10 protein-coding genes and 1 pseudogene are annotated in these 12,041 nt (G+C 65.4%); all 11 read left to right on the top strand.

Annotated features, from left to right (window positions below; translation table 11 throughout):
- The first annotated feature begins 64 nt into the window (after positions 1–64).
- Entirely contained in the window at positions 65–1,594 is a 1,530-nt protein-coding gene (locus I6F21_RS35845) for a malonyl-CoA synthase (protein ID WP_225143285.1), read from the top strand.
- Between the two features lie 506 nt (positions 1,595–2,100).
- Positions 2,101–2,499: a succinate dehydrogenase, cytochrome b556 subunit gene (sdhC, locus tag I6F21_RS35840; protein ID WP_036024159.1), complete on the top strand. Its 399-nt coding sequence runs from the start codon at positions 2,101–2,103 to the stop codon at positions 2,497–2,499.
- Positions 2,496–2,912 carry a succinate dehydrogenase, hydrophobic membrane anchor protein gene (sdhD, locus tag I6F21_RS35835; protein ID WP_036002745.1) on the top strand — a complete coding sequence of 139 codons (417 nt, stop codon included), beginning with the start codon at positions 2,496–2,498 and terminating at the stop codon, positions 2,910–2,912. Before sdhC ends, sdhD begins: the two co-directional genes overlap by 4 nt.
- A 3-nt stretch (positions 2,913–2,915) precedes the next feature.
- A complete protein-coding gene (gene sdhA, locus I6F21_RS35830) occupies positions 2,916–4,751 on the top strand; it encodes a succinate dehydrogenase flavoprotein subunit (protein WP_036002747.1) in 1,836 nt (611 codons plus the stop codon).
- Positions 4,752–4,793: 42 nt separating this feature from the next.
- The gene (locus I6F21_RS35825) at positions 4,794–5,576 is read left to right on the top strand and encodes a succinate dehydrogenase iron-sulfur subunit (RefSeq protein ID WP_036002750.1); all 783 of its coding nucleotides are present in this window, start codon (positions 4,794–4,796) and stop codon (positions 5,574–5,576) included.
- Between the two features lie 186 nt (positions 5,577–5,762).
- Positions 5,763–7,907 carry a hybrid sensor histidine kinase/response regulator gene (locus tag I6F21_RS35820; protein WP_225184215.1) on the top strand — a complete coding sequence of 715 codons (2,145 nt, stop codon included), beginning with the start codon at positions 5,763–5,765 and terminating at the stop codon, positions 7,905–7,907.
- Positions 7,908–7,961: 54 nt separating this feature from the next.
- Positions 7,962–9,917, top strand: coding sequence for an ABC transporter ATP-binding protein/permease (locus I6F21_RS35815; protein ID WP_225184214.1), 1,956 nt, complete (start codon positions 7,962–7,964; stop codon positions 9,915–9,917).
- A 129-nt stretch (positions 9,918–10,046) separates the two neighbouring features.
- Complete coding sequence (locus tag I6F21_RS35810) at positions 10,047–10,871, top strand: FkbM family methyltransferase (protein WP_225184213.1); 825 nt, start codon at positions 10,047–10,049, stop codon at positions 10,869–10,871.
- A gap of 24 nt (positions 10,872–10,895) precedes the next feature.
- Complete coding sequence (locus tag I6F21_RS35805; RefSeq protein WP_036002763.1) at positions 10,896–11,282, top strand: VOC family protein; 387 nt, start codon at positions 10,896–10,898, stop codon at positions 11,280–11,282.
- 82 nt (positions 11,283–11,364) lie between these two features.
- A complete protein-coding gene (locus tag I6F21_RS35800; RefSeq protein WP_036002774.1) occupies positions 11,365–11,607 on the top strand; it encodes a hypothetical protein in 243 nt (80 codons plus the stop codon).
- 184 nt (positions 11,608–11,791) lie between these two features.
- Positions 11,792–12,041 (top strand): annotated as a pseudogene (locus I6F21_RS35795) (OmpA family protein); the annotation flags it as partial.

Raw genomic sequence — 12,041 nt, 5'->3', positions numbered from 1 at the left:
TCGGGGCGGTTTTTGCTAATCCAGCCCTCGGTTTTGACCGGCCTATGCCGGTGAGGAATGTTGCATGAACCAAGCTGCCAACGCCAATTTGTTTTCCCGCCTGTTCGATGGCCTCGCCGATCCGAAGCGGCTCGCGATCGAGACGCATGACGGCGCGCATATCAGCTATGGCGATCTGATCGCGCGCGCGGGCCAAATGGCGAACGTGCTGGTCGCGCGCGGCGTGAAGCCGGGCGACCGCGTCGCGGTACAGGTGGAGAAGTCGGTCGCCAATATCGTGCTGTATCTCGGCACGGTGCGCGCCGGCGCGGTCTATCTGCCGCTGAACACGGCCTATACGCTGAACGAGCTCGACTACTTCATCGGCGATGCCGAGCCGTCGCTGGTGGTCTGCGATCCTGCCAAGGCGGAGGGGCTCGCGCCGATCGCAGGCAAGGTGAGGGCGAAGGTCGAGACGCTCGGGGCTGACGGCAAGGGCTCGCTGACGGAGGCCGCCGACAAAGCGAGCCGCGAATTCACGACGGTGCCGCGTGAAAGCGACGATCTTGCCGCGATCCTCTACACCTCGGGCACCACCGGCCGCTCCAAGGGCGCGATGCTGACGCATGACAATCTCGCGTCTAACTCGCTCTCGCTCGTCGACTATTGGCGCTTCACCGACAAGGACGTCCTGATCCACGCGCTGCCGATCTACCACACCCACGGCCTGTTCGTGGCGACCAACGTGACGCTGTTCGCCCGGGCGTCGATGATCTTCCTGCCGAAGCTCGATCCGGACCTGATCATCAAGCTGATGGCGCGCGCCACGGTGTTGATGGGCGTGCCGACCTTCTACACCCGCCTGCTGCAGAACCCTGCGCTGTCGCACGAGACGACGAAGCACATGCGTCTGTTCATCTCGGGTTCGGCGCCGCTGCTCGCCGACACCCATCGCGAATGGTCGGCGCGCACGGGTCATGCCGTGCTCGAGCGCTACGGCATGACCGAGACCAACATGAACACGTCGAACCCGTATGACGGCGAGCGCGTGCCCGGAGCGGTCGGCTTTCCGCTGCCGGGCGTCTCCGTGCGCGTGACCGATCCCGAGACAGGGAAAGAGCTGGCGCGCGACGAAATCGGCATGATCGAGGTGAAGGGGCCGAACGTCTTCAAGGGCTATTGGCGCATGCCGGAGAAGACCAAGGCCGAATTCCGGCCCGACGGCTTCTTCATCACCGGCGATCTCGGCAAGATCGACGCCAAGGGTTACGTGCACATCCTCGGACGCGGCAAGGATCTCGTGATCTCCGGCGGCTTCAACGTCTACCCGAAGGAGATCGAGAGCGAGATCGACGCCATGCCTGGCGTGGTGGAGTCGGCCGTGATCGGCGTGCCGCACACCGATTTCGGCGAGGGCGTCACCGCGGTGCTGGTGCGCCAGCCCGGCGCGAGCATCGATGAAGCGGCCGTGCTGAAGGGCCTCGACGGGCGCCTCGCGAAATTCAAGATGCCGAAGCGGGTCTTCGTGGTCGACGAGCTACCGCGCAATACGATGGGCAAGGTGCAGAAGAACGTGCTGCGCGAAACGTACAAGGATATTTACGCGAAGAAGTGAGAGAGCTCCGCTCTGTCGGCGTCATTGCGAGGAGCTCTTGCGACGAAGCAAGCCGGCTGCCGAGACCAACAGATAGCACCTGACACGTCGCACGGTCCGGCTGGGGTGGAATGCAGGGTGCGCATATCCGCCCGCAGTGGGGGAACCGGTGCGGGTGCCGAGCGTCGCGCTGGGGTCGCAGCCGGGACGGTTCCCTCGGCATCGTCCCTCGCACGTTGCGGCCGCACGGGCTCGAGGCGGCTTAGAGGCGTTCCAATAGCGATTTCAATGCGCCGTACGCTCGCGCCAAAGAATGAATTTAGATTCCTATACTCGTTGGCGGACCGATAGGCTGGTATACCAAGACCCTGATTGGCCTTGGTTCATCAAGGCCATAGAGCTGAACCACAGTTCGGTTTATGTCGATTTGGTGATTGCGCAGGCCAGATCGACTCCGTAAATAGAGCCCACCTTTCGCGATCCCCGCGCGCCCCATGCTGGGCCGCAACAAACATCAAAAGCCGCCCATGACCGCACGGATCGAACGACCGCTTTCGCCGCACATCCAAACCTATCGCTGGACGCTGACGATGGCTCTATCCATCGTGCACCGCGCCACCGGTATCGCCCTTTACGTCGGAACCCTGCTGCTGGTCTGGTGGCTGGTTGCGGCGGCCTCCGGCCCGGCCGCCTATGCCCATGTCCAGGCTTTCTCCAGCAGCATCATCGGCCGGCTGATTGTGTTCGGCTACACCTGGGCCCTGATGCACCACATGCTCAGCGGCATCCGGCATTTCGTCTGGGATCTCGGCTACGGCTTCAAGGCCAACGAGCGCGAAGCGCTGACCTGGGGCGCCCTGGTCGGCGGCATCGCACTGACGGTGCTGATCTGGATCATCGCTTATGCGAACGGAGGCGGCCGATGAGCTTTGACGAGTCCCACGGCTCTCCGAAGCGTCCCTCGATGCGCACCCCGCTCGGGCGCGTCCGCAATCTCGGCGCCGCGCATTCCGGCACGTCCGATTTCTGGCGCCAGCGCATCACCGGCGTCGCCATGACGCTGCTGATGATCCCGGCGCTGGTCATCATCATGATGCTGCTCGGCCGCAACCAGGTCTACGCGGCGCAGACCCTGAGCTCCATTCCCGTTGCGGTGATCCTGCTCCTCTTCATCTTCGCCAGCGCCTGGCACATGAAGATCGGCATGCAGGTGGTGATCGAGGACTACGTCCATAACGAGAAGCTCAAGCTCACCGCGATCATGCTCAACAATTTCTTCTCGGTCGCCGTGGCGCTCGCCTCGACCTACGCGATCCTGAAGCTTTCTTCCGGAGTGTAACCCATGGCCGCTGAGACCAATGGCAAGGGCAACGGCGCTCCCGCCACCAACGGAAAAGCCTATCCGATCGAAGACCACACCTACGACGTCGTCGTGGTCGGCGCCGGCGGTGCCGGCCTGCGCGCCGTCGTCGGCTGCAGCGAGGCCGGCCTCCGCACCGCCTGCATCACCAAGGTGTTTCCGACCCGTTCGCACACGGTCGCGGCGCAGGGCGGCATCTCCGCTTCGCTCGGCAACATGCACAAGGACGACTGGCGCTGGCACATGTACGACACCGTGAAGGGGTCGGACTGGCTCGGGGACCAGGACGCGATCGAATACATGGTGCGCAACGCGCCCGACGCGGTCTACGAGCTCGAGCATTGGGGCGTGCCGTTCTCGCGCACCGAGGACGGCAAGATCTACCAGCGTCCGTTCGGCGGCATGACCACCGAGTTCGGCAAGGCCCAGGCGCAGCGCACCTGCGCCGCCGCCGACCGCACCGGCCACGCCATGCTGCACACGATGTACGGCCAGTCGCTGCGCCACGCGGCCGAGTTCTTCATCGAGTTCTTCGCCATCGACCTGATCATGGACGACCAGGGCACCTGCCGCGGCGTCATCGCGCTCAAGCTCGACGACGGCACGCTGCACCGTTTCCGCGCCCAGACCACGATCCTGGCGACCGGCGGCTATGGCCGCGCCTATGCCTCCTGCACCTCGGCGCACACCTGCACCGGCGATGGCGGCGGCATGGTGCTGCGCGCCGGCCTGCCGATGCAGGACATGGAGTTCGTGCAGTTCCATCCGACCGGCATCTACGGCTCGGGCTGTCTCGTCACCGAGGGTGCGCGCGGCGAAGGCGGCTATCTCGTCAACGCCGAAGGCGAGCGGTTCATGGAGCGCTATGCGCCGTCGGCAAAGGACCTCGCTTCGCGCGACGTGGTCTCGCGCGCGATGACCATCGAGATCCGCGAGGGACGCGGCGTCGGCAAGAAGAAGGACCACATCTTCCTGCATCTCGACCATCTCGATCCCGCTGTGCTCGCCGAACGCCTGCCGGGCATCTCGGAATCGGCCAAGATCTTCGCCAATGTCGACGTGACGCGCGAGCCGATCCCGATCGTGCCGACCGTGCATTACAACATGGGCGGCATCCCCACGAACTATCACGGCGAGGTGCTGACCAAGAAGGACGGCGACGACAACGCGGTGATCCCCGGCCTGATGGCGATCGGCGAAGCGGCCTGCGTCTCCGTGCACGGCGCCAACCGCCTCGGCTCCAACTCGCTGATCGACCTCGTCGTGTTCGGCCGCGCCGCCGCGTTGCGCCTGGCCGAAAAGCTCACACCCAACGCCAAGCAGCCCGAGCTGCCGACGAACTCGGCCGAGATGGCGCTCGGTCGCCTCGACCATTACCGCTACGCCTCAGGCGGCACGCCGACCGCGAAGCTGCGCGAAGGCATGCAGCACGTGATGCAGAACAATTGCGCCGTGTTCCGCACCGGCGAAGTGCTGAGCGAAGGCCAGAACCTGATCGCGAAGGTCCACAGCGGCATCACCGACATCGCCGTCTCCGACCGCTCGCTGGTCTGGAATTCGGACCTCGTCGAGACGCTGGAGTTCGACAATCTGATCTCGCAGGCGGTGGTGACGATGAACTCGGCCGCCAACCGCACCGAGAGCCGCGGCGCCCATGCCCGCGAGGACTTCTCCGAGCGCGACGACAAGAACTGGATGAAGCACACGCTGGCCTGGCTGGACGATGCCGGCAAGGTCAGGATCGAGTATCGCCCGGTTCACAACTACACCATGACCAACGACGTGCAGTACATCCCGCCCAAAGCTCGCGTTTACTAAACGTCGCGCGTGTATTGATCGAACAGCGAAGGCCTTAATCGAATGGTTGAATTCGCACTTCCGAAGAACTCCAAGATCACTGGCGGCAAGACCTGGCCGAAGCCCCCGGGCGCGACCGAGCTCCGCGAGTTCAAGGTCTATCGCTGGAATCCGGACGACGGCAAGAATCCAAGCGTCGATACCTATTACATCGACACCAATGATTGCGGCCCGATGGTGCTGGACGGCCTGATCTGGATCAAGAACCACATCGACCCGTCGCTGACCTTCCGCCGCTCCTGCCGTGAAGGCGTCTGCGGCTCCTGCGCGATGAACATCGACGGCCAGAACACGCTGGCCTGCACCAAGTCCATGCACGACGTGAAGGACGGCGCGGTGAAGATCAACCCGCTGCCGCATCAGCCGGTGGTGAAGGACCTCGTCCCCGACCTCACCAATTTCTACGCGCAATACGCCTCGGTCGAGCCCTGGCTGAAGACGACCTCGCCGACGCCGCAGAAGGAATGGCGCCAGAGCCACGAGGACCGCGAGAAGCTCGACGGCCTCTACGAGTGCATCCTCTGCGCCTGCTGCTCGACCTCCTGCCCGAGCTATTGGTGGAACAGCGAGCGCTATCTCGGCCCCGCCGCGCTGCTCCAGGCCAACCGCTGGGTCTCGGATTCGCGCGACGAGGCCACCGGCGAGCGGCTCGACAATCTCGAGGACCCGTTCCGGCTCTATCGCTGCCACACCATCATGAACTGCGCCAAGGCCTGCCCGAAGGGCCTCAACCCGGCCGAAGCCATCGCCGAGCTCAAGCTCAAGATGGTCGAACGCCAGATCTGAGGCGAAGTCCCCCTTCCGCCCCGGCTAAACCGGCCGGGGTGTTCTGCATTTGCCGTTAATTCGAGCAGAATTTTTCTCTGACCCGCTCGACGCGCAAATTTCCGGCTCGCAACCAACGGTTCCAGCACAAGCTGCTTCCTTCCTTGCGCGGGATTCAGTTAAGCTCCCGTCAGGGACGGAGCGACTGTGCAGAGGGCGCAACGCAACTCGCTGAGGCTGTTGCAGTGGATGATGGCGGCATCCCTGGCGCTGCCGATTGGGCTGTTCGTCGTCGCCGCCGCGATCTCCTACACATCGACCAACGATACCGCCGACCGCGAGATCGAGCGCACGGTCGATGTCGCCCATGAGCACGCGCTCAAGGTCTTCGAGACCATCGACCGCAGCCTCGCCGAGCTCAACGAGGTCGTGCGCGGTCTGCCCGACGGCATCATCCGCGAGCGCGAGCCGACGCTGCATCGCCGGCTGAAGCGGCTGACCGATTCGCTGCCGCAGCTCAAATCGGCATGGATCTTCGACGCGAACGGAAAGGCGCTGGTCAACAGCCTCGTCTCGCCGCCGCCGGACCTGAGCTTTGCCGACCGCGATTACTTCTATTCCCATGTGGACCAGAGCATCGGCACGTTCATCGGCACGGCGCTGACGCCACGACCGCCCTATCAGGGCGCCCGATTCTTCGGCGTCAGCCGCCGCCGCGAGTCCGACGACGGTCGCTTCATCGGCGTGATCCAGGCCTCCGTGTTGCCGGAATATTTCGAAAGCTTCTATGCCAGGATCGGCACCGATCCCGGCAACTTCTTCGCGATGGGGCGCACCGACGGCGCAATGCTCGCGCATTTTCCCCGGCTCGACCACGAGCTTCGGCTCGATCCGACCGGACCGGTGGGCCAGAAGATCGCGACCCAGCCCGTGCACGGCCTCATCACGGTCGCCTGGCCCTCGGACGGTATCGAGCGGCGCATCGCCTACCGGCGCGTCGCCGAATATCCGATCTATGTCAGTGCCGGATTGGAGACCTCTGCGATCCGCGCACGCTGGCTCGCCACCATCGGCCAGCATCTGGTGTTCGGCATTCCCGCCACCGCGCTGCTGTTCCTGCTGCTGGTGCTCGCTCTGCGGCGTACCCAGCACCTTCAGGCCGAAGCTGCAAAGCGGCGCGAGGCCGAGGAGGCGCTCAAGCACAGCCAGCGGCTGGAAGCGCTCGGCCAGCTCACCGGCGGCGTCGCGCACGACTTCAACAACCTCCTGACGGTGATCCGTGCTTCGGTCGATCTCTTGAACCGTCCGCAGCTGACGGAGGAGCGGCGACAACGCTACATCACGGCCATTGCCGATTCGGTGGCGCGTGCGGCCAAGCTGACTTCGCAATTGCTCGCCTTTGCGCGGCGCCAGACCCTCAAGCCGGAGGTGTTCGACGTCGGCGCACGGGTGCAGTCGCTGCACGACATGCTCGCCACGCTACTGGGCCCCGCGATCGAGATCGTCATGCAACTGCCGGCGGAACCGTGCCTCGTCAATGCCGATGCCAGCCAGTTCGAGACGGCCCTGATCAACATGGCGACCAATGCGCGCGATGCCATGCAAGGCCAGGGGCGAATCGTTTTCAGGGTCGAGGCCACGACGACCGTTCCGGACGCGCTGGTGCAGCTTTCGGCCAGCCCAGACCACGGCTTCGTCCGCGTCACCGTCAGCGACACCGGCGTCGGCATTCCCGCCGCGCGGCTCGGCCGCATCTTCGAGCCGTTCTTCACCACCAAGCAGGTCGGCCGCGGCACCGGCCTCGGTCTGTCCCAGGTGTTCGGCTTCGCCCGACAATCCGGCGGCGAGGTGACCGTGACGAGCGAGGTGGGGCACGGCAGCACCTTCTCGCTCTATCTGCCGCGCGTGCCGCCGGGCCTGCTGCCGCAGCGCCAGGCTCCCAACACGGCGCCGGCGGTGGCCGGCAGCGGCATGTCGGTGCTGGTGGTCGAGGACAATATCGAGCTGGCCAATTTCGCCGCCGACGGGCTCACCGAGCTCGGCTACAGCATCACGTTGGTCGACAACGCGGCCGACGCGCTCGCCGAGCTCGTCGTGGACACCGACCGCTTCGATGTCGTGTTCTCGGACGTGGTGATGCCCGGCATGACCGGGCTCGATCTGGCGCAGGCGATCCGCGAGCGCAGCCTCGGCGTGCCGGTCGTGCTGACCACCGGCTACAGCCAGGCCCTGTCGCAGGAGGGTACAGGCGGCTGCGACCTCGTGCAAAAGCCTTATACGATCGAGGAATTGTCGCGCGTTCTGCATCGGGCGGCGCGGATCCGGCGCGTCAGGAACGGCGCCGCCGAATAGGGGCACGCGGAACTCTCGTGGGAACCGGCCGAGTTCCCTTGGCGTTGTCCGCTCATGTACAAGCCGGCCGCGACGCGTGAAAAGGGCAAGAAGCCGCCCATCATCGACATCCAGGGCGAGAACGGCGACGAAGTGACACCGCCGCCGCCCGAACTGGTCGAACCCGACCCCGAATTGTCACCCGAGGCAGCCGAGCAGGTCCGCAAGGATTATCTGCTGACACGGTTCTGGATCAGCGCCCGCGGCTTCTGGGGCCGCAACGGCGACCGCCTCGCCTGGCCGTTCTCGGTTGGTCTCGGCCTGCTGATCGTGCTGACCGTCGGCTTCCAATACGGCATCAATGTCTGGAATCGCGCGATCTTCGACGCCATCGAGAAGCGCGATGCGGCGAGCGTCTTCCATCTCACCGCAATGTTCTTCCCGCTCGCGATCGGCAGCATCGTGCTCGCAGTCGTGCAGGTGTTCGCGCGCATGGGCATCCAGCGACGCTGGCGCGCCTGGCTGACGGCGAGCGTGCTGACACGGTGGCTCAAGAACGGGCGGTACTATCAGCTCAACCTTGTCGGCGGCGACCACAAGAATCCCGAATACCGGATCGCGGAGGATTTGCGGATTGCGACCGACTCCCCCGTCGACTTCCTCGCCGGCGTGACGTCGGCGCTGCTGTCGGCCGCGACCTTCATCGTCGTGCTCTGGACCATCGGCGGGGCACTTACCGTCACGCTCGGCGGTTCGTCGGTGACCATACCCGGCTTCCTCGTGATCGCCGCGATGCTGTACGCCGCGATCGCATCCGGATCGATCGTGGTGATCGGCCGGCGCTTCGTGCAGGTCTCCGAGGGCAAGAACCAGGCCGAAGCCGAGTTCCGCTACACCCTGACGCGCGTGCGCGAGAACGGCGAGAGCATCGCCCTGCTCGGCGGCGAGGAGGAGGAGCGCGACGGCATCGATCGCAATTTCACGAGCGTGCTGCGGCAATGGGCGCGCCTTGCCGGCCAGCACATGCGCACCACGCTGGTGTCGCAAGGATCGAGCCTCGTTGCGCCGGTCGTGCCGCTTCTGCTCTGCGCGCCAAAATTCCTCGACGGCAGCATGACGCTGGGCCAGGTGATGCAGGCCGCGTCCGCCTTCACCATCGTGCAGAGCGCGTTCGGCTGGCTGGTCGACAATTATCCGCGGCTCGCCGACTGGAACGCCTGTGCACGCCGCATCGCCTCGCTGATGATGTCGCTCGACGGCCTCGAGCGCGCCGAGCAGGGCGACGGCCTCGGCCGCATCAAGCGCGGCGAAACCAGCAACGAGGCCATGCTGGAGCTGAAGGATCTCTCGGTCACGCTCGACGACGGCACGGCCGTGGTCGGCGAGACCGAGGTGGTGATCGAGCCCGGCGAGCGGCTGCTGGTCGCCGGCGAATCCGGCACCGGCAAGAGCACGCTGGTGCGCGCCATCGCCGGGCTGTGGCCGTGGGGCGGCGGCAGCGTGAATTTCCATGCCGATCGCCGGCTGTTCATGCTGCCGCAGCGGCCCTATGTGCCCTCCGGCTCCTTGCGGCGGGCGGTCGCCTATCCCGGCGCGGCCGACCACTGGACTTTGGACGAGATCGGCGCAGCCCTGCACAAGGTCGGCCTCGATCATCTCAAGGAGAAGATCGAGGAGGAGGCACCGTGGGACCAGACCTTGTCGGGCGGCGAGAAGCAGCGCCTCGCCTTTGCGCGGCTGCTCCTGCACAACCCCGACATCGTCGTGCTCGATGAGGCGACCTCGGCGCTCGACGAGAAGAGCCAGGACAAGATGATGCAGATGATCACCGAGGCGCTGCCGAAGGCGACCATCGTCAGCGTCGCGCATCGCGCCGAGCTGGAGGCTTTCCACAGCCGCAAGATCGTGCTGGAGCGACGCAAGGGCGGCGCCAAGCTCGTCAGCGATATCGACCTGATTCCGCGCAAGGGCAGGCGCAGGCTGCTCGGGCGGTTCTTGAGGCAGCGCAAGGCGCCGAAGAAGGCGGCGTGAGGCTCTCTCCGTCGTCCCGGACAAGCGCGCCCCAAGCGCGCGCAGATCCGGGACAGCACCTGTGATCGAGCGTTGGAGTCGCCGGTAAAACCGGCTATGCATGCGCCGTCTGCAATGAGGATCTGCTGCTTGACGTCCGACAATGCCCCTTCGTCCGCACCGTTCGGCGCGTTCGTGCCCAATGCGGCGCAGGCCGCGATCATCCGCCTCGCTCAACGGTCGGGGCTGAAGCGCGGCGCGTTCCGGCCGTGGATGTCGCGGCTGGTCAACCTGCTGCGCAGCGGCCCGGTCGACGTCCAATATCAGGGCGCCTCGTTCCGCTTCCATCACCAGGGCAGCGCGACCGAGCGCGGCGCGCTGTTCAATCCCGACTACAATCTGGACGAGCTCGACTTCCTGCGCCAGCACACCCCCGCGGGTGGCGTGTTCGTCGATGTCGGCGCCAATGTCGGCACCTTTGCGCTGGTGATGGCGCGGCAGGTCGGGCCATCCGGACAAGTGGTGGCGATCGAGCCGCATCCGCTGACCTTCGGACGGCTCTCGTTCAACCACGCCGCATCGAAGACGCCGCAGGTGCGCCTGGTGCAGGCCGCCGCGGGCGACAGCGACGGCGAGCTGATGATCGAGAGCGGCGGCGGCAATCTCGGCGCCACCCACGTCGTCACCGGCACGGCCAGTGCCGAGGCCATCAAGGTGCCGTCGCTGCGCCTGGTGCGCATTCTGGAGGAGGCCGGCGTCGGCCAAGTCGATTCGCTGAAGATCGACGTCGAGGGCTTTGAGGACCGCGTGCTGATCGGCTTCTTCCGCGACGCGCCGCAATCGCTCTGGCCACGTGCGGTGGTGATCGAGCATCTGTCACAAAACGAATGGCAGCAGGATTGTATTGCCGACATGGTCGGGCGCGGCTTTACGATCGCACGCAAGACCCGAAGCAATACGTTTTTGTCCCGCTGACGGGTACGAACAAGGGAGGTTGCGATGATCGATCATCTGGGATTCTCCGTCTCCGACTATGAGCGCGCCAAGGCGTTCTATGCGAAGGCACTGGCGCCGCTCGGCTACAGCCTGATCATGGAGGTCACTGCCGAGCAGACCGGACACGCTGCGGCTGCAGGCTTCGGTGCCGACGGCAAGCCCGATTTCTGGATCGGGGGCGAAGGCGCGATGAACAAGCCGGTGCATGTCGCCATCCGCGCCAATGACCGCGCCACCGTCGATGCGTTCTACAAGACGGCGATGGCGGCCGGCGGCCGCGACAACGGCCCGCCCGGCATCCGCCCGCATTATCACGCGAACTATTACGGCGCCTTCGTGCTGGACCCCGACGGCCACAATATCGAAGCGGTCTGCCACACGCCGGAATAATCCGGTCTCCCAAGCGATGTGACGCGGAACATCGGTGCTGCACCTTCGTTGTTGTTCTCCGACAACGATCCCGATGATGCCGATGCCGATTGAACCGCCCGAGATTCCGCCGTCGACGCCCGGTACGCCGACTGAGCCGCCGCCCGGAATCCCGCCCGGCAATCCGCAGCCCGAAATCACGCCGCCGGTGCGCGAGCCCGGCTCGCCGCCGCGGCCCGACGAATTGCCGGGCCGCATGCCTGAGGAGATCCCATCGCGCGGACCGAACGGGCCGCTCACGCCCAATCCTGCGACGGATGCGATTCCGCCGCGCGATCACGCGTGAAGCAGCGAAGCAATGTCAGGCGATTGCCACCAGCGTCTGAATGCGCAATGAACGTTGCCATAGTGAGATGATTTGCGTGCAGAAATAAATCGGGTCGCAGTTGCATCGCCCGCCACAATGCGGCCTAACGCTTAGCCGTTCATCCCGACACTTCGACAAAGAACCTTCCGGGGAAGTTCACCACATGACCAACCTTCGTTTCGTGCTGCTTGCGACGACGGCTCTGACCGCGATGCAATTGGCCAACACCGCATCGCATGCGCAAGACGCTGCGCCGTTCGTCGTCGCTCAGGCCCAGCCGCAGGACGCGGGCCCTGACGGAAGACCGAAGCAGCCGCCGAAGGGACCGCCAGGCGCGGCGCCGCCTGCAGCACCCGCACGCCCCGCGGCTCCGCCGCCGGCGGCTGCACCGCCCCTGTCTCTTATACACATCT

It is taken from the genome of Bradyrhizobium sp. NBAIM03 (assembly GCF_020194055.1).
Taxonomy (GTDB): domain Bacteria; phylum Pseudomonadota; class Alphaproteobacteria; order Rhizobiales; family Xanthobacteraceae; genus Bradyrhizobium; species Bradyrhizobium yuanmingense.
This window is presented reverse-complemented; position numbering and strand designations above follow the sequence as displayed.